General features: G+C 72.3%; 20 protein-coding genes and 1 pseudogene. 5 read left to right on the top strand and 16 right to left on the bottom strand.

All coding sequences use genetic code 11. The features are described 5' to 3' along the window. Positions 1-172 precede the first annotated feature (172 nt). The 12 genes and pseudogenes from KUM49_RS50760 to KUM49_RS23260 all read right to left on the bottom strand — a co-directional run. Positions 173-307 (bottom strand): annotated as a pseudogene (locus tag KUM49_RS50760) (MFS transporter); the annotation flags it as partial. Between the two features lie 5 nt (positions 308-312). Then, positions 313-669, bottom strand: coding sequence for an MFS transporter (locus tag KUM49_RS50755; protein ID WP_374200193.1), 357 nt, complete (start codon positions 667-669; stop codon positions 313-315). After that, positions 659-1,741 (bottom strand): Zn-dependent alcohol dehydrogenase, encoded by a 1,083-nt coding sequence (locus KUM49_RS23305; protein WP_217238856.1) that lies wholly within the window; start codon positions 1,739-1,741, stop codon positions 659-661. The genes KUM49_RS50755 and KUM49_RS23305 overlap by 11 nt, the downstream gene beginning before the upstream one ends. A gap of 11 nt (positions 1,742-1,752) precedes the next feature. Further along, positions 1,753-3,141, bottom strand: a complete 1,389-nt coding sequence (locus KUM49_RS23300) for an aldehyde dehydrogenase family protein (protein WP_217238855.1) — start codon at positions 3,139-3,141, stop codon at positions 1,753-1,755. A gap of 296 nt (positions 3,142-3,437) precedes the next feature. Then, entirely contained in the window at positions 3,438-4,775 is a 1,338-nt protein-coding gene (locus KUM49_RS23295; RefSeq protein WP_217238854.1) for an ABC transporter ATP-binding protein, read from the bottom strand. A 175-nt stretch (positions 4,776-4,950) separates the two neighbouring features. Continuing rightward, positions 4,951-5,310: a sortase domain-bontaining protein gene (locus tag KUM49_RS23290; protein ID WP_374200192.1), complete on the bottom strand. Its 360-nt coding sequence runs from the start codon at positions 5,308-5,310 to the stop codon at positions 4,951-4,953. Positions 5,311-6,024: 714 nt separating this feature from the next. Beyond that, a complete protein-coding gene (locus tag KUM49_RS23285; protein ID WP_254401660.1) occupies positions 6,025-6,477 on the bottom strand; it encodes a hypothetical protein in 453 nt (150 codons plus the stop codon). A 209-nt stretch (positions 6,478-6,686) separates the two neighbouring features. After that, positions 6,687-7,925 (bottom strand): MFS transporter, encoded by a 1,239-nt coding sequence (locus KUM49_RS23280; RefSeq protein ID WP_217238853.1) that lies wholly within the window; start codon positions 7,923-7,925, stop codon positions 6,687-6,689. A 37-nt stretch (positions 7,926-7,962) separates the two neighbouring features. Then, positions 7,963-9,375, bottom strand: coding sequence for a CitMHS family transporter (locus KUM49_RS23275; RefSeq protein ID WP_217238852.1), 1,413 nt, complete (start codon positions 9,373-9,375; stop codon positions 7,963-7,965). 134 nt (positions 9,376-9,509) lie between these two features. Then, the gene (locus KUM49_RS23270) at positions 9,510-11,762 is read right to left on the bottom strand and encodes a molybdopterin oxidoreductase family protein (protein ID WP_217238851.1); all 2,253 of its coding nucleotides are present in this window, start codon (positions 11,760-11,762) and stop codon (positions 9,510-9,512) included. A gap of 130 nt (positions 11,763-11,892) precedes the next feature. Further along, complete coding sequence (locus KUM49_RS23265; RefSeq protein ID WP_217238850.1) at positions 11,893-12,513, bottom strand: TetR/AcrR family transcriptional regulator; 621 nt, start codon at positions 12,511-12,513, stop codon at positions 11,893-11,895. Beyond that, positions 12,510-13,151 carry a hypothetical protein gene (locus KUM49_RS23260; protein WP_217238849.1) on the bottom strand — a complete coding sequence of 214 codons (642 nt, stop codon included), beginning with the start codon at positions 13,149-13,151 and terminating at the stop codon, positions 12,510-12,512. The genes KUM49_RS23265 and KUM49_RS23260 overlap by 4 nt, the downstream gene beginning before the upstream one ends. Before the next feature lie 157 nt (positions 13,152-13,308). Here KUM49_RS23260 and hmgA point away from each other — a divergent pair, with 157 nt between their 5' ends. Genes hmgA through KUM49_RS23245 form a run of 3 tightly spaced genes read left to right on the top strand, consistent with a single transcriptional unit; the run spans position 13,309 to position 16,595 of the window. After that, on the top strand, positions 13,309-14,634 hold the full coding sequence (gene hmgA / locus KUM49_RS23255) for a homogentisate 1,2-dioxygenase (RefSeq protein WP_217238848.1): 1,326 nt from the start codon (positions 13,309-13,311) through the stop codon (positions 14,632-14,634). A gap of 27 nt (positions 14,635-14,661) precedes the next feature. After that, complete coding sequence (locus tag KUM49_RS23250) at positions 14,662-15,411, top strand: GntR family transcriptional regulator (RefSeq protein WP_217238847.1); 750 nt, start codon at positions 14,662-14,664, stop codon at positions 15,409-15,411. Positions 15,412-15,437: 26 nt separating this feature from the next. Next, on the top strand, positions 15,438-16,595 hold the full coding sequence (locus KUM49_RS23245) for a type ISP restriction/modification enzyme (protein ID WP_217238846.1): 1,158 nt from the start codon (positions 15,438-15,440) through the stop codon (positions 16,593-16,595). Positions 16,596-16,633: 38 nt separating this feature from the next. On the opposite strand, the gene KUM49_RS23240 is transcribed toward KUM49_RS23245, so the two are convergent. Next, positions 16,634-17,356 (bottom strand): TetR/AcrR family transcriptional regulator, encoded by a 723-nt coding sequence (locus KUM49_RS23240; protein WP_217238845.1) that lies wholly within the window; start codon positions 17,354-17,356, stop codon positions 16,634-16,636. A gap of 63 nt (positions 17,357-17,419) precedes the next feature. Here KUM49_RS23240 and KUM49_RS23235 point away from each other — a divergent pair, with 63 nt between their 5' ends. Further along, a complete protein-coding gene (locus KUM49_RS23235; protein WP_217238844.1) occupies positions 17,420-18,367 on the top strand; it encodes an ATP-binding cassette domain-containing protein in 948 nt (315 codons plus the stop codon). Then, entirely contained in the window at positions 18,364-19,146 is a 783-nt protein-coding gene (locus tag KUM49_RS23230; protein ID WP_217238843.1) for an ABC transporter permease, read from the top strand. Before KUM49_RS23235 ends, KUM49_RS23230 begins: the two co-directional genes overlap by 4 nt. Before the next feature lie 179 nt (positions 19,147-19,325). Here the strand turns inward: KUM49_RS23230 and KUM49_RS23225 are convergent, their stop codons facing one another. The 3 genes from KUM49_RS23225 to KUM49_RS23215 all read right to left on the bottom strand — a co-directional run bounded on the left by KUM49_RS23225 (position 19,326) and on the right by KUM49_RS23215 (position 21,067). After that, positions 19,326-19,595: a hypothetical protein gene (locus tag KUM49_RS23225; RefSeq protein WP_217238842.1), complete on the bottom strand. Its 270-nt coding sequence runs from the start codon at positions 19,593-19,595 to the stop codon at positions 19,326-19,328. A gap of 126 nt (positions 19,596-19,721) precedes the next feature. Beyond that, a complete protein-coding gene (locus tag KUM49_RS23220; protein ID WP_217238841.1) occupies positions 19,722-20,528 on the bottom strand; it encodes an anti-sigma factor domain-containing protein in 807 nt (268 codons plus the stop codon). Continuing rightward, positions 20,525-21,067 (bottom strand): sigma-70 family RNA polymerase sigma factor, encoded by a 543-nt coding sequence (locus tag KUM49_RS23215; RefSeq protein WP_217238840.1) that lies wholly within the window; start codon positions 21,065-21,067, stop codon positions 20,525-20,527. Before KUM49_RS23215 ends, KUM49_RS23220 begins: the two co-directional genes overlap by 4 nt. Positions 21,068-21,080: the final 13 nt, after the last annotated feature.

The following is a 21,080-nucleotide window of genomic DNA, read 5'->3' as shown; positions in this document are numbered from 1 at the left end:
CCCTCTGGCCGTACCCACATGGCCAGGTCGCGAGGGAACCGACCTCCCGGGCACGGACCACGCACAGGATGCGTGTCGCCGCCCCGGGGTCGAGTACGCCGGGGACCAGCTCGCCCAAGACCGTTCGGGGCGCGCGGCTGAACGGGCTCACGCCCGCTCAGTTCACAGGAACGGTCTCCTCGACCTTGGTGTGGATGTACCAGGCGAGGACAAGCACGAACAGGCCGATGAGGAAGGAGACCCGCCAGGCCCATGCGGCGAACTCGCTGTCCGTGGTGAACGCGCCGGCGAGCAGGAAGACCGGGTTGGCCGTCACCACGCCGATGGGAACGGCGAGTTGGACAACGCTGCCGTAGACCCCGCGCTTACCTCGGGCGCGTACTCGGTGGCCAGCAGCATGGCGCCGCCCCTCTGCGCGCCGACCGCGACGCCCTGCACGACCCGCAGGGCGACCGGCAGGATCGGGGCGGCGACGCCGATGGTGTCGTACGTCGGGAGCGGGCCGATTCCGGTGGTGGCCAGGCCCATCAGGGTGAGCGCGAGGACCAGCATCGAGTTGCGGCCGCGCTTGTCGCCGAGGTGGCCGGCGACGAAGCCGCCGAGCGGGCGGGCGAGGAAGCGCCCGGCCCCGCGCGGGGCCGGGGAAGCGGCGCAGGGACTAAAACACAACCAGCGCCCTGCCGCCCTTGCCCGCCAGCATGTTCTCGAACGCCGCCGGGATACCCTCCAGGCCGATGCGTTCCGTCACCAGCGCGCCCAGGTCCAGGCGGCCCGCCCGCACGTGTTGGGCGAGGACCGGCAGGTCCCGCGCCGGATCGCAGTTGCCGTAGACGCAGCCCGCCAGGGTCCGGCCCCAGTGGAAGAGCTCCAGGGCGTTGAAGGTGACCTGCTGGTCCTTGCCGCCGATGCCGACGACCGTCGTACGGCCGCCGCGGCGGGTGGAGTCCCAGGCCGTGCGGATGGCGGCCGCGCGGCCGACGCACTCCACGGCCACGTCGACGCCCTGCTTGCCGGTGAGTGCGCGGATCTCGCGGGCGGTGGTGTCGGAGGCCACCACGTAGTCGGTGGCGCCCGCGCCGCGCGCCAGCTCCTCCTTCGCCGGGGAGACGTCGACCGCGACGATTTTGGACGCGCCCGCGATCCGGGCCGCCTGGAGCGCGGCGAGCCCCACTCCCCCGACGCCGTACACCGCGACCGTCTCCCCCTGGCGGACCCGGGCCGAGTGGTGGACGGCGCCGTAGCCGGTGAGGACCGCGCAGCCGAGGAGGGCCGCGTCGGTGAGGGGGACGCCGTCCGGGGCCGGCAGGACGCAGTTCGCGGAGACGACCGTCTCCTCGGCGAACGCGGCGACGTTCAGGCCGGGGTGGAGGTCGGTGCCGTCGGACGCCCGGCGCGCGTACACGTCGGCGGCGCCGTTCAGGGCGTTGGCGCACAGCCAGACCTCGCCGAGCGAGCAGGCGTGGCAGCCGCCGCAGGACGGGGCCCAGTTGAGGACCACGTCGGTGCCGGGCGCGAGGTGCGTGACTCCTTCGCCGACGGCGACGACCGTGCCGGCGCCCTCGTGGCCGAGGACGGCGGGGACGGGCACGCGCATGGTGCCGTCGGACAGGGACAGGTCGGAGTGACAGACTCCGGCGGCGGCGAGCCGGACGCGGACCTGGCCGGGGCCGGGGTCCGGCAGGTCGATCTCGGCGATCTCCAGCGGAGCGCCCACGGCGGGAAGTACGGCGGCACGAACCACGTGAACGCTCCTCAGAACTGCAGGGACTTGGTCTGGAGGTACTCGGTGAGACCGTGCGCGCCGAGTTCGCGGCCGACACCCGACTGCTTGTAACCCCCGAAGGGGGCAAGGGGGTTGAAGCGCCCGCCGTTGATGTCGACCTGCCCGGTCTCCAGGCGGCGCGCGAAGGCCACCGCCTCCTCCTCGTCGCCGGCCCAGACGGCGCCCGCGAGGCCGTAGACGGTGCCGTTGGCGATGCGCAGGGCGTCCTCCTCGTCCTCGTAGGGGAGGATCGACAGGACCGGGCCGAAGATCTCCTCCTGGGCGATGGTCATGTCGGGGGTGACGTCCGCGAAGACGGTCGGGCTGACGAAGTAGCCCTGTTCGCGCGGGGCTTCGGGACCGCCCGTGACCAGGCGGGCCCCCTCGGCCACACCCTTCTCGATGTAACCGCGCACCCGTGCCTGCTGCTTGGCGTTGACGACCGGGCCAATGCGGTCGCCGTACTTGGCGGCGGCCGCGGCGGCCAGCTCGACGGCCTCGGCGTACTGCTCACGGTGCACGAGCATCCGCGTCCAGGCGCTGCACGTCTGCCCCGAGTTGGACATGACGTTGGCGACGCCGACGTTGACCGCCCTGGCCAGGTCGGCGCTCGGCAGGATGACGTTGGCGGACTTGCCGCCCAGTTCGAGGGCGACCTTCTTGACTGCGGCACCGGCGGTCGCGCCGATCCGCCGGCCGACGGCCGTGGAGCCGGTGAAGGAGACCAGGTCGACGTCCGGATGCTCGGCGAGGGCCTGTCCGGCGACCGGACCGAGGCCGGTGACCAGGTTGAAGACGCCGGCCGGGACGCCTGCCTCGTGGACCGCCTCGGCGAAGAGCTGGGCGACGAGCGGGGTGTCCTCGGCGGGCTTCAGGACCACCGTGCAGCCCGCAGCCAGCGCCGGGGCGACCTTGGCGACGATCTGGTGCAGCGGGTAGTTCCAGGGCGTGATCGCGCCGACCACGCCGACGGGCTCGTGGTGGACGGTCGAGTTGCCGACCTTCTCCTCGAAGACGTACGTCGCCGCCAGCTCGGCGTAGGAGCCGGCGACGGCGATCGGGACGGCCGCGTGGACGTTCTGCGAGAACTTCAGGGGCGAGCCCAGCTCGGAGGTGACCGTCTCGGCGATCTCCTCCTTGCGGGACGCGAGCACGTCCCGGAGGGCGGCCAGGCGCGCGGCCCGCTCGGCGGGGGCGGTCGCGGCCCAGGCCGGGAGGGCGGCACGGGCGGCCCGTACGGCGGCGTCGACGTCCTCCGCGGTACCGGCCGGGACCCGGCCGAGGACCTGCTCGTCGACCGGGTTCACGACTTCGATCGACTCCGGGGCGGCGGCGGGGCGCCACTGGCCGTCGATGTACATGCCGTCGTGTGCCTTCATGGTGCGTCCTCCCGGGCGGGGCTGCGTCGTCCACCTCATAAACTAGCGGCGTTAGTTTTTGTGCGCCAGAGGAACGTGAGCTGAGGGCGATTCTCTCGCCCCCGCCGCCCCTTTCGTCCCGACCCTGGGGGCTGCGCCCCCAGACCCCCGCTTCGGCCTGAACGGCCTCGTCCTCAAACGCCGGACGGGCTGAAAATCAGCCCCTCCGGCGTTTGAGGAGCGGGGTCTGGGGCGGAGCCCCAGAAGGACGGGAACGGGAAGGGGCGGGGGGCGAAATCTCCTGGGAGCCGAGGACGTCACTCGTCCAGGTCCGGCAGCCGTGCCGGCGTCGGGCAGATGCGTTCGCCGTGCTGGTCGAAGACGAACAGGTGGGCGATGTCGACGAGGAGGGGGACGTGCATGCCCCGGCGGAGGTCGATGTCGGGGGTGGTGCGGACGACGAGGTCGCCGGGGAGGCGGGCTTCGGCCGGGGCGGCTTCGGGGGTGGGCTCGGCCGGGTCGTCCAGGACCACCACCGGGCCGGCCCGCAGGGCACCCGCCCGGTCCCGGAAGCGGTCCAGGACCGTGCCCTCGCGGCGGCGGCGCCGGTTCGGACGGGCTGTGGGACGCGGGGCCTCCAGGTCCGGAACGACGGCGGGGCGGGAGCCGGTGTTGAAGTGGACGAGGATCTCGTGGCCCTGGAACTCCACGTGCTCCACCAGCCCGCTGATCGCCACCTCACCGGGCCGGGCGGCGGCCGGTTTGGCGATGCGGACGGCCTCCGAGCGCAGTCCGACGATGACCTCGCGGCCCTGCTGCACGCGGAGCAACTGGTGGTCCAGGGAGAGGGGTTCGGGCAGCCGCAGGTACTGCTTGCCGAGGCTGATGGTCATCGCGCCGTCCAGCGGGGCGCGGACGATGCCCCGCAGCAGGTTGATGCGCGGGGTGCCGATGAAGGCGGCGACGAAGACGTTGCGCGGCAGCGCGTACACCGTGCGCGGGGTGTCCAGTTGCTGGAGCACGCCGCCGCGCAGGACGGCGACCCGGTCGCCGAGCGACATCGCCTCGGTCTGGTCGTGGGTGACGTACACCGTGGTGACACCCAGCTGCCGGGTGAGTGCGGCGATCTCGGCGCGCAGGTGGTTGCGGAGCTTGGCGTCCAGATTGGACAGCGGTTCGTCCATCAGGAAGGCGGAGGGATGCCGGGCGATCGCCCGGCCCATGGCGACGCGCTGGCGTTCACCGCCGGAGAGCTGGCCGGGCAGGCGGTCGAGAAGGTCCTCGATGCCCAGCATGCGGGCGGTGGCGTCCACGCGCGGGGCCGGATCCTCGCCCGGTGCCTCGATGCGCAGCGGGAAGCCGATGTTGCCGCGGCTCGTCATGTTCGGGTAGAGGGCGAAGTTCTGGAACACCATCGCCATGTCCCGCTCGGAGGGGATCAGGTCGTTGGCGTACTCGCCGTCGAGCAGCAACTGCCCTTCGGTGATCTCCTCCAGGCCGGCGATCATCCTGAGCACCGTGGACTTGCCGCAGCCGGAGGGACCGAGCAGCACGAGGAACTCGCCGGGCGCGATGTCCAGCGACAGCCGGTCCACCACGCGGACGTCTCGCGTATAGGCCTTGCTCACGTCGTGCAGAGAGATGGCGCGTGTCATGGCAGGTGCCCCCGAGGGCTCACTGAGCGAACGCTGGTGCTCCGCGGTCGGACGCCACGTGCGGGTCGTACGGGGCGTGTGGGTCACGGAAGCTAACGGATTGTGTGCGCCCAGGGAAGGCACTTGGCGGGATCGAGACGCCCGGTCCATCTGGTGAGAAAGCGGACGGCCGGGTTCAGCGGGTGCGAGCGGGCCCGTCCGGTTCGCGGATCTTGACGAGGTGGGCGAAGACGACGACGTTGCCCGAGTAGCCGGACCTGCGGTCGTAGCTGCCACCGCAGGTGATCAGCCGCAGCTCGGGGCGGCCGCGGGCGCCGTACACCTCCCGGTCGGGAACGGCCTTCTCGTACTTCTTGATGGCGTCGACGGCATAGACGGCGGTCCGCCCGTCGGCACGCCGGGCCTCGATCAGGCGACCGGTCCTCAGTTCGGTGAGGCCCGCGAAGACGGCACGGCCGGTGTCCGTGTCGAGGTGGCCGACGGCCACGGCGGTCCCCTGCTCGCCGGGCGACGGCCCGCCGTCGTACCAGCCCACCAAGGTTCGGGTCGTCGTCCGGGGGCGCGGGCAGCCGCCGCTCACGGTCGAGACGGAGCGCCATGACCGGGGCGTCGACGTCCAGGTAGGGGATGGCCAGTCGGGTCGCGCGGGACCGGGGCAGGGGGCGGCGGAGCCGGGGCGCGGCGGGCGTCGGCCCTGGGCCGCGGTGCCACGCCCGCGCCGGTGCGCGCGCCGGGCGGCTGCCGTCTGCCCGTGTCGGTGCGCGTGCCGGGTTGCTGCGGCCTTCCCGTGTGTGCGCCGGCCCTCGCCTCCGGGCGCGGCTGATGTGCCGCGCCCGCCGGGGCACGGGGCCGGGGCGGCTCGCGCCGGGCAGCGTCCGCGTCGGCGCGGGGGCCGGGTGGCTGACCGGGTCCGCCTGCCCTGGGGCGGGCCCGCGGCCGTGTCGGCTCCGCCTCGCCGGTGTCGGCTCCGGTGCCGGTCCCGCCCCGACCGGGCGGGGGTCCGTGCAGTCCGGTGCCGGTGGGCAGCCGCTCCTGTTGCGCCGCCCGCGCGTCGACCCGGGCCCCCTGAGCCCCCGGGGCGTCCGGCGGGCTCCTCGTCTTGGGCCCACCAGACGCCGCCCGCCACCAGGGAGACGGTCAGTACGGCCGTCCTGGCCAGGCGGTAGGCGCGCGTCCGGTACCAGCGCCTGCGAGGACGCCTACGCCGCGCCATGCGGGCGACGCCGGAGCCGGAACCACACCGTCCCGGTCACCGCGGCAAGGCCGACGACGGCGGCACCGGCGACCGGGGTGAAGGCCTCACCGCGGGCGAGTCCGCCTCCGCCGGCGGGCGGACCTCCGTTGGGGCCGGAGACGCGCTCGGCTGCACCGTGCAGTCGACCCTGAACACCTTCTGCTTGCCCGTGCCGTTGCCGCCCCTGATCGTCCAGACGAGCTTGTACTGGCCGTCGGGCAGCACCATGTCCTCACTGTGGCCGGAGCCGCCGATGAGCGTGATGGCACCACGGCGTTCCGCGCCGCCCGCCACCGGCGGCTGCGTCTGGATGGTCCAGTCGACTGCCTGGATCGTGTCGAACTGGGCGGCGTCGATGTAGGACTTGCAGACCTTCGGCTCGTCCCGCGGGTCACCGAAGGGCGTGCGCTCGACACCGTCGTACGGTACCGAGTGGATCTTGACGGTGCCGTTGCCCCCGGGCGCCATCGGCACGGCACCCGCCGTCGGCGCCCCCGTCAGGGGGCACCGCGGCGGTGAGCGCCGCGAGAGCGGCGGTGCGCGCTCCGGCGCGGCGCAGAAGAGGCGTCGTGGGCATGCAGATTCCTCCGAGTCAGACGATTTTCGTACAAATCGCAATTGATCTGACTCTCTTTCACATCCGCGCCGCGGAGGGTGGGAGCAGCGCCCGCGTCCCGTCAGACATCCCTCTTCCGGTCCAGTGCGACCTGCGACCTGCGGGGCTCGGAGTCCGACGCCCGTTCCCCGGCCGGCCTGGCAGGCGACCGCAGCGCGACCCCCGAGGACAGCAGCAGCAGCGCGCCGAGCATCACGAACGGCGCGGCCACGCCCGCGACGCCCGCGATCAGGCCGGCCGCGGCGGGCGCGGCCACCTGGCCGAGCCGGTTGCCGGTCAGGCGCAGGGCGAGGGCGGTGGAGCGGGCGCCGTCGGGGGCCGCCTGGACGACCGTCGTCATGGACAGCGGCTGCCCGACGCCGAGGCAGAAGCCGAGGGCCGCGAGTATCAGGGCCAGGCCCCACACCGGCACCGGCAGCGCGATGCCGGCGCACAACACGGCCGCCAGCAGACAGGTGACGGTGAGCAGCACGGTCCGGCCCAGCAGCCGCAGCAGCGGCGTCAGCACCAGGCGGCAGGCGATCGTGGCCGCGGCGCGCAGGCTGAGCAGGAGGCCGATCACGGACGGGGCGATGCCCCGGTCTTCGCCGACCACCGGGAGGTAGGCGGTGAGGATGTCGGTGGCGGACAGCACGGCGAGGCTGATGAAGATGCCCGCGGGTACGCCCCGGGCGCGCAGGATGCGCTGGACGGGGACGCGGTCGCCGCGTGCCGTACGGGACGTGAGCGCCGTACGGTCCTCTATGCGCCACAGCGAGCCGAACGCGACCGCGGCTCCCGCACCGGCGACGACCAGGGCGAGCGCGCTGGTGCCCGCCATGTCCCGGCCGCCGATCAGGGCGCCCGCAGCGATCGGCCCGACCAGTTGGCCGAGGGAGGCGCCGATGGTGAAGTGGCTGAAGTTGCGGTCCTGTTCGTGCGGGGCGGACTGGCGGGCCACGAGCGACTGGGCGCCGATCACGAAGCAGAGGTGACCGAGGCCCATCACCCCGCTCCAGACCGCCATGGCCCAGAGGGAGTCGACGATGCCGCTGAGGGCGCAGCCGCCGGATATCAGCACCACACCGGCCGGCAGCAGGGGCGCGCAGCGGCCGTGGTCGGTGCGGCGGCCCAGCGGGACCGCGGCGAAGAGTGGGAGCAGGGCGTACACGCCCGCGATGACGCCGATCGCCCGCTCGTCCGCGCCCAGCGCGAGGGCCCGGTAGGACACGGCGGGCCGGGCCATCGACACCGCCCCCTGCGCGAAGCTGAAGGCGATGACGAGGCGGAGCAGCCAGCCGCGGTTCCCACCGGGCCTCACGGTTGTTCCCTCCAGGGGGAGCTGGTCGAGGAGTCCATCAGATGATTCCGAAGAGGATCCCTGCCCCGAGGATGATCAGAGATGTCATCACGGCCCACTTGACCACGAACCTGGTGTGGTCGCCGAACTCGACCTTGGCCATGCCGACCAGGACGTACACGGCCGGGACGAGCGGGCTCGACATGTGCAGGGGCTGGCCGACCAGTGAGGCGCGGGCCATCTCCAGCGGCGAGACGCCGTGCGCGGCGCCGGCCTCGGCGAGGACCGGGAGGACGCCGAAGTAGAAGCCGTCGTTGGACATGAAGTAGGTGAGGGGGAGGCTCAGGACACCGGTGACGAGGGCCATGTGCGGGCCCATGCCCTCGGGGATGACGTCCACCATCCACTTGGCCATGCTGTCGACCATGCCGGTGCCCTGGAGGACGCCGGTGAAGACGGCAGCGGCGAAGACCATGCCGGAGACGTTGAGCACGTTGTCCGCGTGGGCGGCGAGGCGGGCCTTCTGGTCGGGGATGTGCGGGAAGTTCACGGTGAGCGCGAGCGCGGCGCCGATCAGGAACAGCACCGGAATCGGCAGGTACTCCATGATCATGGCGGTGAGCAGCGCGACCGTGAGCAGGAAGTTGAACCACAGGAGCTTGGGACGCAGGGTGGCCCGGTTCTGGTCGAGGCCCGGGAAGTCGTCCTCGTCCTCCTCGTCGGCGTCGGTGCCGAAGCCCGCGCCGCCGGTACGGGCCGGGGTCGTGCCGTCGCCGGAACCGCCCGCGCCGACGAGGACCGTCTCGGTCTCCTTCTCCTCGACCTTCTCCTCCACCAGGACCTCGCCCAGCGTCAGTACGCCGAGCCGCCTGCGCTCCCGCACGCCGAGGACGTACGACAGGATGAAGACGCCGAGGAGGCCGACCAGCAGGGCCGGGATCATCGGGACGAAGATGTCGCTGGCGTCCAGCTTGAGGGCGGTGGCGGCACGGGCGGTGGGGCCGCCCCACGGCAGGGTGTTCATCACACCGTTGGCCATGGCGGCGACGCCGGTCATCACGACCAGGCTCATCTTGAGGCGCTTGTACAGCGGATACATCGCCGAGACCGTGATCATGAAGGTGGTCGAGCCGTCGCCGTCGAGCGAAACGATCGCGGCGAGTACCGCGGTGCCGACGACGATCCGCATCGGGTCGGCCTTGGCGAACTTCAGGATCCCGCGAACGACCGGGTCGAAGAGGCCGACGTCGATCATCACACCGAAGTAGACGATCGCGAACATGAGCATCGCCGCGGTGGGGGCGAGGCTGGTGACGCCGTCGATGACGTAGTCACCGAGCTTGGCGCCCTTTCCCACGAATACACAGAACAGTGCGGGGATCAGTACGAGCGCCGCGATCGGCGACATCTTCTTCATCATGATCAGGACCAGGAAGGTCGCGATCATGGCGAAGCCGAGGATGGTCAGCATGAGTGGATACCTAACGTTCGCCCTTGAACTCCCACCAGGGCCGGCGGTGGCGACGACGTTAGGACTCGTCAAGTGGCGTTAACAAGACGTTGACACGCGAGCAATAAGCGCAAAACTCCTGGTCACAGCTTTGCTCAGGTCAGAGCGGGGAACTTTTCGGTCACGGCGGCGACTTCGACGGGCACTCCGTTGAGAACGGCGTTGCCCGAGAGCGGGTCGAGCAGGCTGCCGTCGAGGATCTGGTTGACGTTGACCCCGGGGTCGGCGGAGGCGTGGCTGAGCCGGGTTCCGGGCCGGTCGTGACCCCAGCCGTGCGGCAGGCTCACCACCCCCCGGCGCACCCCGTCGGTGACCTCGGCGGGCGCGGTCACCTCTCCCCCGGCGCCCTTGACCCGCACGGGCGCCCCGTCCCGTACGCCCAGGCGTTCGGCGTCCTCGGGGTGGATGTGCAGGGTGCAGCGGTTGGTGCCGCCGGTGAGGGCGGGGACGTTGTGCATCCAGCTGTTGTTGGAGCGCAGATGGCGGCGGCCGACCAGGACGAGCCCGGCGGGCCGCTCGTGCAGGGCCTGCCGGAGGCGGGGCAGGTCGTCGGCGATCGGCCGCGGCAGCAGCTCGACCTTTCCGCTGCGGGTCTTGAGCGGCTGCGGCAGGCGCCGGCTCAGCGGCCCCAGGTCGATGCCGTGCGGATGCGCGAGCAGTTTCTCCAGGCTCAGGCCGTCCGGGCGTACGCCGAAGCCGTCGCCGTAGGGGCCGAGGCGCAGCATCAGGTCGAGCCGCCGCTCGGGGCCACTCTCGCCGGTGAGCTGTGCGGCGAGTTCGCGCGGGTCCCGGCCGTGGACCGGGGAGTGCGGCTCCTTGACCGCCTTGCCGAGGGTCTGGTCGACGACCATCGCGTCGACGGCGGCCGGGTCGGCGCCGTGCATGCCGGTCGCGGCCAGGACCAGTCGGGCCAGGATCTCGGTCTCCGCCATCCGGCCGGGCTCCAGGGGCACGGCGGGGCGGGTGTAGCGGACCTGGTTGCGCACGGCGAGGGTGTTGAAGGCGAAGTCGTGGTGCGGGCTCTGGGAGGGCGGGGGCGGCGGCAGCACGACGTGGGCGTGGCGCGAGGTCTCGTTCAGGTACGGGTCGACGCTGACCATGAAGTCGAGCGAGTCGAGGGCCTTGTCCAGCCGGTCCCCGTCGGGGGCGGACAGCACCGGGTTGGCGGCGACCGCGACGAGCGCCCGGACCGGCGCGCCCTGCTCGGTGGCCGTGTCGATCTCCTCGGCGAGCGCGGAGAGCGGCAGCTCCCCCTTCGCCTCGGGGTGCCCGCTCACCCGGGAGCGCCAGCGCCCGAGCGCGAAGCCGCGGCCGGGCCCGGCGGGGCGCGGCGTCCTGTCGGTCGCCGCCTGTGGGAAGAGGGCGCCGCCCGGGCGGTCGAGGTTGCCGGTGAGGATGTTGAGGATGTCGACGAGCCAGCTGGCGAGGGTGCCGTGGGGGACCGTGCAGCTGCCGATGCGGCCGTACACGGCGGCGGTGGGGGCGGCGGCGAGTTCGCGGGCGAGGGCGCGGATCGTGACGGCGTCCACGTCGCAGGCCTCGGCCACGGCTTCGGGGGTGAAGTCCTGGACGGCTGCGGCGAGTTCGTCGAGCCCTTGCACATGCGGGGCCAGCTCACCGAGGTCCACGAGCCCTTCCTCGAAGAGGAGGTGGGCCATCGCCGCGAGCAGCAGGGCGTCGGTGCCGGGCCGGATCGCGAGGTGCCGGTCGGCGAGCTTGGCGGTGCGGGTGCGGCGCGGGTCGACGACGGTGAGCGTGCCGCCGCGGGCCTTGAGCGCCTTGAGCTTGCCGGGGAAGTCGGCCGCGGTGCACAGACTCCCGTTGGACTCCAGGGGGTTGGCGCCCAGGAGCAGCAGGTGGTCGGTGTGGTCCAGGTCCGGTACGGGGATCGCGTTGGCGTCGCCGTACAGCAGTCCGCTGGAGACGTGCTTGGGCATCTGGTCGACCGTGGACGCGGTGAAGATGCTGCGGGTGCCGAGCCCCGCGAGAAGCACCGGCGGGTAGAGCGCGCCGGCCATGGTGTGCACGTTGGGGTTGCCGAGGACGACGCCGACGGAGTTCGGTCCGTACCGCTCGACGGCGGCCCGGATGCCTGCGGCGACCGCGTCGAAGGCCTCCTCCCAGGTGGCCTCGCGCAGCTCGCCGTCCTTGCGGACGAGCGGGGTGCGCAGCCGGTCGGGGTCTCCGTCGACGGCCCCGAAGGAGGCCCCCTTGGGGCAGATGAACCCGCGACTGAACACGTCGTCGCGGTCACCTCGGGCGCCGGTCACCCGGGTCCCCTCGATGGTGAGGGTCAGGCCGCAGGTGGCCTCACAGAGGGGGCAGATGCGCAGGGCGGTGCGGGACACGGGTCCTCCCCGAGGACGGCGGCGACGGTGACGCTCGGATCGGAACCGAGCATACCGACCGGTATGCCGTGTGGGGAGGGGTGCCGGGGACGGAACTGACGGCGGAAGCCGGCGGCAGGGGGCCGGGGCGTCAGTCCAGGACGCGCGCCAGGTACGCCCGCAGCAGCTCCCGCGTCTCCTCGATGATCTTCCCGTCGCCCTCCGGAGCGACCCGGAATGCCAGGTGGACGAGGGTGTCGGCGGTTTCCACGGCGACGAGGAAGGTGCGCCGCAAGTCCTCGTCCGGGGCCCGGTCGAGATAGCCGGAGAGGAGGTCGGTGAGGCGGTCGGCGACCCGGTGGTTGGGTTCGGCGTAGCGGGAGCCGACCGGGATCTGATTGCCGAAGTCGACGAGGGAGAAGCCGGGGGCGGTGCGCTTCATGGCGAGGTACTCGTCGAGCACGGCGTCCATCGCCGCCCGCCACCCTCCCGTACCGCCGGTCTCCTCGAGACGCTCGGTGACGCGCTCGGTGTAGCGCTCCAGGTTGCGCTGGGCGAGGGCGTCGGCCATCGCGCGCTTGTTGCCGAAGAAGCGGTAGACCGAGCCGATGGGGACGCCGGCGCGCAGGGCGACGGCCCGGGTGCTCAGGGCGTCGTAGCCGACCTCGTCCAGGAGGTCCGCGCACGCGTCGAGGATCCTGGTCAGCCGTTCGGCGCTGCGCCGCTGTACGGGCGCTCGACGGAGCGATGTCGCTGGGGGCACGGGCTTCATGATGCCTTTCCGCCGCGGTCCGGGGAAGCTCGCTCCTCAGTACGGAGCACGAGGTCCGGCGGGCTCAGTGCGCCGTTGGCGGTGCCGGTGGGTTCCGGCCCCGAGTGCGGGGACGACCGCGAGGCCCCCGAAGGTCCCGACGCCGTGATGTCCGCCGTGCTCTCGACCGGTTCGCCGTCGACGGCCCACACCGTGCCGTCGTCGGCGTACAGGCGCGCGGTGACGTGGTGGGTGCCCTGCGGGACGTGGCGGGCGGAGAGGCGGTACTCGGTGGTGCGCAGGCGGGCGACGGGGTGACCGTCCACGAAGAGGCGGGCGATCCCGCGGCCGGCCACCGCCTCGGGCTTCGCGCCGGCGGGCGAGAGGCGGAAGTCCTTGAGGGTCAGCCGGACGCTCCAGCGGTCGTCGGCGGCGGGCTGCACCTCGATGCCGACGTCGGGGGCGTCCTCCTCGTCCACCTCACGGTAGCGGTGGCCCTCCTCGTCCGTTTCCCCGACGACCTCGCCCACCGGTGAGGGTGAGGCCTCGTTCCTCTGCTTCTGTTGCTCGTCCGCACCGTTGGTGCCACAGCCCGCGGATCCTGTCAGCAGCAGGACACAGACCGCGAGCGCAGCAAGAAGTGCCCGCGTCCACGCCATGCCGGGGAGCGTAGAACACCGGTGCGACACCTCGTATCCCCCTGGAGTCTGGTTCCGGGCGCTCGACGTCCTCCGTGAGGAGGTCGCGCGTCCCTCTTGCGCCGGGGAAACCGCAATCCTACGGTGATGCATAGGAATCGACCGCAAGGGAGCGATCATGCACGGGGACGCGCGGAAGACCGCCGAGGGGCTCACCTACCTCTCCGGTTTCGGCAACGAGCACAGCTCGCAGGCCGTCCCGGGCGCACTGCCCGAAGGCCGCAACTCGCCGCAGCGCGCCCCCCTCGGGCTCTACGCGGAGCAGCTCAGCGGTACGGCGTTCACCGAGCCCCGGTCGCACAACCGCCGCTCGTGGCTGTACCGCATCCGTCCCTCGGCCGCGCACCCGGCGTTCACGCGCACGGACAATGGCCGGATCCGTACGGCGCCCTTCACGCAGACCGTGCCGGATCCGAACCGGCTGCGCTGGGACCCCCTGCCCGAACCCGCGCGGGGCACCGACTTCCTCGCCGGCCTGTGGACCCTCGGCGGGAACGGCGACGCGACCCAGCGCACCGGCATGGCCGTGCACCTGTACCACGCGGACACCTCGATGGACCGCGTCTTCAGTGACGCCGACGGCGAGCTGCTGATCGTGCCGGAGCACGGCGGACTGCTGCTGTGCACGGAGTTCGGGCTGCTGCATGTGGAGCCGGGACACGTGGCGCTGATTCCCCGTGGGGTCCGCTTCCGTGTGGAGCTGCTGGATGCCTCCGCCCGCGGTTATGTGTGCGAGAACTACGGCGCACCCTTCCACCTCCCCGACCTCGGCCCCATCGGCGCCAACGGCCTCGCCAACCCCCGGGACTTCCGCGCGCCGGTCGCCGCCTACGAGGACGTCGAGGGTTCGGTGGAGGTGGTCAACAAGTTCTGCGGCAACCTCTGGACGGCCACGTACGACCACTCGCCCCTCGACGTGGTCGCCTGGCACGGCAATCATGTGCCGTACGTCTACGACCTGCGCCGTTTCAATGTGCTGGGCAGCATCTCGTACGACCACCCCGACCCGTCGATCTTCACGGTGCTGACGTCGCCGTCCGACACCCCCGGCCTGGCCGGCGTCGACTTCGTCGTCTTCGCGCCGCGCTGGCTGGTGGGCGAGGACACCTTCCGGCCGCCGTACTTCCACCGGAACGTGATGAGCGAGTACATGGGGCTCATCGAGGGCGCCTACGACGCGAAGACCTCCGGTCCGGGGGGCTTCGTGGCCGGCGGCGGCTCGCTGCACAACATGATGTCGGCGCACGGCCCGGACCGGGACACCTTCGACCGGGCGAGCGCGGCCGAACTCCGGCCGCAGAAGGTCGACGACGGGCTGGCGTTCATGTTCGAGACGCGCTGGCCGGTCACCCTGACACCTCACGCGGCTCAGGCGGAACATCTGCAACAGGGCTACGACGACGTGTGGCAGGGCCTGGAGCGGCACTTCCGCCCCTTGCACTGAGGATTCCCGACCGGTACGGATGGCCCCGTGACCTCCTTCGCCCCGGACTCGATCGTCCTGAACCGCAAGCTGCCGCTCTGGTACCAGGTGTCGCAGTCGCTGCGGGCCTCGATACTGGGCCGCTCACCGCAGGACCCGCTGCGGCTGCCCACCGAGGAGCAGCTGGCGGGGCACTACGGGGTGAGCGTGCTGACCATGCGGCAGGCACTGAAGGAGCTGGAGGACGAGGGCCTGATCACGCGCCATCGCAGGCGCGGCACGTTCATCGAGCCGGACGCCCTCAGGGGCGCCCCGGTGCGGCTCCTCGGTTCGGTGGACGCCATCGTGGCCCAGCAGTCCGGCATGGCGACCCGGCTGCTCGACCACGGGAAGGCGGCCGTGCCGGCCGAAGTCGCCGAGTACTTCCCGGATCTCGCCGAGGTGGCGACGTACCACCGGCTGCGCGGCGACGAGAAGACCGGCGAGCCGACCAACCACGCCCGCAACTATGTGCGCCCCGAACTCGCGGCGCACATCGACCCGGACGACCTGGCCCGCTGGCCGATGACGAAGGTGCTCCGGGACGTCGTCGGGGCGGACATCAGCCGCATCACGGACACCGTGCAGGCCCGCCTGGCGGACCCGGAGACGGCACGCCTGCTCCACGTCCCGCTGCTCAGCCCGATCCTGCACTACACGGGCGTCACCTACGACACCCACGGGCGGGTCCTCGACGCCGCCGTCATCCACTACCGGGGCGACCGCTTCTCCTTCACGGTGACGCTGGACGCCACCTGAGCCGCCTGTCCGTGCCAGGTCGTACGATGCCGTGCGTGACGCACGACGACGCTCCGCCGCTGGCGGACCTCATGCCGTGGTCCGTCGCACCGCCGCGGCTCGGCCGGGGGTGGCCGACGGGACCCGACGCGGCATCACTCAGAGCCCGCTGGGACGCCCTGATGAAGGCCGAGGGCCCGGACCGCGAGGCCCTGTTCGAGCCGACCCGCTCGCGCACCCTGCGTTCGGCGGTCGGCCGGCTGCCGGGCCGGTCCGGCGGCACGGAGAGGCTGATCCGCGCCTCGGGCCCCTGCCCCGAGCCCGTACGCGTACTGCACGCGCCTTTCGACGAACAGTGGCTCATCCCCGACCACCGGCTGATCGACGCGGCCCGGCCCGAGCTGTGGCGGGTGGCGGACGAGCACCAGATCTTCGTCACGGAGACGCCCGACGCCCCGGGCCCCCTCCTGCACGCCACCTCTCTGCTCCCGCTCCTGCGCCCCGGCCGCATCCGCCCCCTCTACCGCCGCCCCGGGGGCGAGGAACCCAATCTCTCCCCCGGCCTGTTGGACCACCTCGCCACCCGTCTCGGCCTCTCCCCCACCCCGGCGGACCTCCTGGCCTGGACCGTGACGGCGGTACGCCCCGGCCTCACCGTCCCCCTCACCGCGGACCCCGGGCTCTGGGCGCACGGCGTCGAACTCGGCCACCGCGTCCTGTGGCTGATGCGCCGCGACGGCGACCGTCCCAAACTGCCCGGCGGCCGCCGCCCGTACGTCCGCGCACCCCTGCCCTCCCGGCCCCTGACCCTGCGCTACGACCGTGACGAGGAAGCCCTGTACCTCGACGAGGGCCGCATCTCCCCGGTGCCGCCCGAGTCCTGGGACTTCGAGGTGAGCGGGACGCGCGTACTGGAACAGTGGCTCGCGGTCCGCACCGCCCACCCCGAGCCGGGCACGCTGGAGGCGATCCGCCCGGCGACCTGGCCCCAGGCGTGGACGTCGGAGCTGCTGGAGCTGATCACGGTGCTGGCGCTGCTGGCGGAGCTGAGGCCGCGCCAGGAGGAGCTGACGGTGACGGCACCGATCACCGCGGGGGAGCTGCGCAAGGCGGGAGTCCTGCCGGTGCCGGAGGCGGCACGCAGGCCGGCGTCGGTGCTGGACCACCACGAGGAAGGCCCGGAAGGCCAGTTCACCCTGATCTGACCCCTGGCCTCTGACCCCTGACCGCAGCCTCTCGCCCCCTAGCTCCCTTGACCCCTGGGCTCGAAGGCGTCCAGGACCCGCTGGAGCGCGCGGTCGAACACCGCCTCCAGGTCGATCGGCCCGGCGTCCTCCATGAAGGCCGCCGCCAGCCGCGGATAGGCACCGGTGGCCACCTGGCTTCCGAGGTAGGCGATACGGACCGCGTTCTCCTCCTCCTCGGACCAGGGCATGGAGCGGGTGCGCTCGGCGGTGGCGAGCTCGTTCGCGGTGTACGTCGTCACGACGCCGTTGAGCAGCGCGACCAGCTCCATCTTGATGCTGTACGGCTGCTCGAGCGGTTCGAGGCAGGCCAGGCAGTGCTCCAGATAGCGCAGGGTGTTGGGGCTGAAGCCGTAGACCCCCGACATCAGGCGCGGCACCCACGCGTGGCGGCGCATGATGGCGCGGGTCTCATGGGCGTTGCGCAGCATGTCGGCGCGCCAGTCGCCGGACGGCTCGCTCATCTCGTGCTCGGCGCCGATGGCGTCGAGCATCAGCTCGTACAGGTCCTCCTTGCGCGGCACGTAGTTGTAGAGCGACATCGTTCCGCAGCCCAGTTCGGCCGCGACGTGCCGCATGGAGACGCCGTCCAGCCCCTGCGCGTCAGCGATCCGCACGGCCGCAGCCGCGACGTCCGCACGCGTGAACGCCGGTTTCGGCCCCCGGCCCGTCCGCTCGGGACGGGCCCAGATCACTTCGGGTACGGCCGCTCGGCCCGCCATCGATCATCACCTCGACCTCCATCCTAGTTACGTACAGCGTACGTAGTGCGCTATGGTCGGGACATGACTTCTACGTACGCTGTACTTAGTGAAGGTCTGGAGAAGCGGTTCGGTGCCGTCCACGCCCTGCGCGGCCTGGATCTCGCGGTGGCGACCGGCACGGTCTGCGGAATCCTCGGCCCGAACGGGGCCGGCAAGACCACGGCCGTGCGACTGCTCACCACGCTGCTGCGCCCCGACGCGGGCTCCGCGCGGATCGCCGGGCACGACCTCGTGCGTGAGGCGGCGGCGGTACGGCGCAGGATCGGCGTCACCGGGCAGTACGCGTCGGTCGACGGGGACCTGACCGGGCGCGAGAACCTGCGCCTGTTCGCCCGGCTGCACCGAGTGCGGGGGCCGGCCGAGCGGACCAGCGAGCTCCTGGACCGCTTCGGACTGGCCGGGGCCGCCGACCGGCCCGCGTCCACCTACTCGGGCGGAATGCGGCGCCGCCTCGACCTGGCGGCGAGCCTGATCCGCCGCCCCGAGGTGCTGTTCCTGGACGAGCCGACCACCGGGCTCGACCCGGCCAGCCGGAACCTGATCTGGGCCGCCGTGCGCGACCTCACGGCCCACGGCACGACCGTGCTGCTGACCACGCAGTATCTGGAGGAGGCCGACCAACTCGCCGACGGCATCGCCCTGGTGGACCAGGGGCGGGTCGCGCACACGGGCTCGCCTGCCCAGCTCAAGTCGCTCATCGGGACCCAGGTCGAGGTCGTCGTCGCGAACGCGGACGTGCTGGCCGAGGCGGCGGCCGTGCTGGATCGACTCACCGGCGCGCAGCCGTCGTTCGACCACGAGCGGAACGCGGTCGGCGCGGTCAGCCGCGACTCGACGCTCACGCTCCCCCGTCTCGTGCGCGAACTGGACGCGGCGGGTGTGCCGTTGCTGGACGCGAGCCTGCGTCCGCCGACCCTCGACGACGTGTTCCTCCGGCTCACCGACGACCACAAGGAGCGTGCGGCATGACCACACTGGCCTACGACGGGACCGCGATGCTGGGCCGCCAGCTGCGGCGGATGCGGAACAACCCGGGGCTGCTGATCCTGACCCAGACCATGCCGATCAGCATGCTGCTGTTCTTCGGCTACGTCTTCGGCAGCGCGCTCGCGATGCCGGGCGAGGAGTACCGCGCGTTCCTGCTCCCGGGCCTGCTGGTGGCGACGGCCGCGAACGGGATCATGACGGGGATGTTCCAGGCGGCGGGGGACACCCACCGGGGTGTGATGGACCGCTTCCGTACCCTGCCGATGAGCCGGGCGGCCGTACCGCTCGGTCAGGCGGTCGCGGATCTGGTCGTGACGGCGGCCGGTACGGTTCCGCTGCTGCTGGTCGGCCTCGCGGTGGGCTGGCGCGTTGAGGGGAGCGCTCTGGAGGCGGTGGGGGCCTTCGGTCTGCTGCTGCTGTTCCGGTTCGCCACCACCTGGATCGGCATCTTCCTGGGCCTGCTGACCCGGAACGAGGAGGCCGCGGGCCAGCTGGGCGGCGCGACCTTCCTGCTGCCGCTGCTGTCCAACGCGTACATCCCTGCCGAGGGCCTGCCGGGGTGGCTGCGGACGGTCGCCGAGTGGAATCCGATCAGCGCGGTGACGACGGCCCTGCGGGACCTCTTCGGCAACGCCCCCGTCCCGGAGGGGGCGGCCTGGCCGGTGGCTCATCCCGTCGCCGGGTCGCTGGCCTGGTGCGCGGTCCTCCTGGCGGCGTTCATGCCGCTCGCCGTGCACCGGTACGCGCACGGCGAGCGCTGAACTCACGGGCCCGCGGGGTGGGCGCGAAGGCGACGGGAGGGAGGGGAAGGAAACGTATCCGCGCTCGGCGGACACACCTGGGCGCCGCTGCATGCCGTGGGGATGACGGACGACGGGATCGCAGCACCGGCCGGAGCTGCGGCCGCCTGAGCGCGGATCAGAGACGTCTGAGCACGGACTCAGCGCCCGCCGAACAGCGAACGGCGCAGTCGGCGCAGTGGCGCGAAGAGCAGAACCCGGCTCACTCGCGCACCCCTGGGGCTGCGCTCCTGCGGGGTGTCACGCGCGGTCAGCTCACGCATCAGCGAGGTCGCCTCGACGGTCTCCCGCTGCGGGACGGCAGGACCGCCCAGTACCGAGAGATGGCGGTCGAGGCGCGAACTGGTCGCGCTGCTCCCGCAGGTGATCGCAGGGACACGTGCCCTGCTGCGCACTGTTATCTGTTCCATGTCACTCCCCACCCGTACGAGTCCACCCGGCCCGGGCAGGGTAACCCTATCGCCCCCTCGGGGCACTCGTGTATCGCGGTCACAGGATTCACCTTCCCCGTAAGCAGGTTGACGACTCCTTTCTGATCACTCTCCGAATCCAACTGATTTCAGGGCGAGTTGGACAACCGGCTGAGTAGTGGGCTGCGGTGAGCCACCGTCGGGCTCGACGGTCACAGCGAGTGACGTGGCGGAGGTGTCGAGACCGGACACCACCAAGGGCGTGTCGTCGTCGAAGAGCCCGAGGGAGCGCGGTTGCGCGTCGGGGCGCATGAGCCACAGTTGGCGCACGCGGTCGCTCGGCAGGTCGCCGTATCCGCTCAGGGTGACGACCGCGCTGCCCTCGGTTGCGGAGGCGATCACTCCGATCCTGCGGCCCACGGTGTCCTGACCCGTCGTCGCCCGCGCGTCGGGAGCCGCGAGAACGTGGGCGATCTCACGCGCCTGGGCCCGCTCGGCGTTCAGCTGTTCCTCCGTCTGTCCCGCCTGGACGGCGAACAGGGACGCGACCACGAGGGCGGCGGCGGCGGTGACCGTCGCGAAGGGCACGAACAGGGGGATCCGCCGCCGCTCACGTACGCGCGGCGGCGGCTGTACGCCCCACACGTGCGGCGGCAGCTGGGGCGTACGCGCGCGTGCCGTCTCCTGCCGGGTGGTCTCCTGCGCGGTCGCGCGCACGGCGGCCAGGACCCGCTCGCGCATCGCGGGCGGCGGCGGTGCGGCCGTCGACCAGGCGAGCCGGACGGCGTCCTCGGCCAGGGCGCGCACCTCGGCGGTGCAGCCGTCGCACTTCTTCAGGTGCTTCTCGAAACGGCGGCGCTCGTCGGGGTCGAGGGCGTCCAGGGCGTAGGGAGCGGCCAGGGAGTGCAGGTCCTCTCGGCGCAGAAGGCTCACGCCACACCTCCCAGGCACTCGCGCAGACGGGTCAGTCCGTCACGCATCCGCGTCTTCACCGTGCCGAGCGGCAAGGAGAGCTGCTCGGCCACTTCACGGTACGTATAGCCCTCGTAATAAGCGAGGGTGACCGACTGGCGCTGCAGGACCGTGAGCCGGTCCAGGCAGCGGCGCACCCACTCGCGTTCGAGGCCGGCCTCGACCTCCTCGGTGACGTGGTCGAAGGCGGGGTGATGGGCCCGCCGGGCCTCCCGCTGCTCGCGCTCGCCGGCCGCGCGGGCGCTGCGCACCCGGTCGACGGCCCGGCGGTGGGCGAGGGTGAGCACCCAGGACAGGGCGCTGCCCCGCCCCGGGTCGAACCGCCCCGCGGACCGCCAGAGTTCCAGCAGCACCTCCTGCGACACCTCCTCCGACTGCGCCGGATCCCGTACGACCCGCCTCACGAGCCCGAACACGGGCCCGGACACCAGCCCGTACAGCTCCTCGAACGCCCTCTGGTCACCGCCCGCCACGAGGACCAGAAGCTCGTCAGCCTCCACCCCGGCTCCCCCC

Origin of the sequence: Streptomyces sp. AC555_RSS877, assembly GCF_019049245.1 — a bacterium.
Lineage (GTDB): Bacteria > Actinomycetota > Actinomycetes > Streptomycetales > Streptomycetaceae > Streptomyces.
This window is presented reverse-complemented; position numbering and strand designations above follow the sequence as displayed.

Coding starts and splice junctions, on each gene's coding strand:
- KUM49_RS23300 (WP_217238855.1), bottom strand. CDS start 3,141: ATGAAGGCACACGACGGCATGTACATCGACGGCCAGTGGCGCCCCGCC.
- KUM49_RS23295 (WP_217238854.1), bottom strand. CDS start 4,775: ATGACACGCGCCATCTCTCTGCACGACGTGAGCAAGGCCTATACGCGA.
- KUM49_RS23285 (WP_254401660.1), bottom strand. CDS start 6,477: ATGGCGCCCGGGGGCAACGGCACCGTCAAGATCCACTCGGTACCGTAC.
- KUM49_RS23275 (WP_217238852.1), bottom strand. CDS start 9,375: ATGCTGACCATCCTCGGCTTCGCCATGATCGCGACCTTCCTGGTCCTG.
- KUM49_RS23265 (WP_217238850.1), bottom strand. CDS start 12,513: ATGAAGCCCGTGCCCCCAGCGACATCGCTCCGTCGAGCGCCCGTACAG.
- KUM49_RS23260 (WP_217238849.1), bottom strand. CDS start 13,151: ATGGCGTGGACGCGGGCACTTCTTGCTGCGCTCGCGGTCTGTGTCCTG.
- hmgA (WP_217238848.1), top strand. CDS start 13,309: ATGCACGGGGACGCGCGGAAGACCGCCGAGGGGCTCACCTACCTCTCC.
- KUM49_RS23245 (WP_217238846.1), top strand. CDS start 15,438: ATGCCGTGCGTGACGCACGACGACGCTCCGCCGCTGGCGGACCTCATG.
- KUM49_RS23240 (WP_217238845.1), bottom strand. CDS start 17,356: ATGGCGGGCCGAGCGGCCGTACCCGAAGTGATCTGGGCCCGTCCCGAG.
- KUM49_RS23235 (WP_217238844.1), top strand. CDS start 17,420: ATGACTTCTACGTACGCTGTACTTAGTGAAGGTCTGGAGAAGCGGTTC.
- KUM49_RS23230 (WP_217238843.1), top strand. CDS start 18,364: ATGACCACACTGGCCTACGACGGGACCGCGATGCTGGGCCGCCAGCTG.
- KUM49_RS23225 (WP_217238842.1), bottom strand. CDS start 19,595: ATGGAACAGATAACAGTGCGCAGCAGGGCACGTGTCCCTGCGATCACC.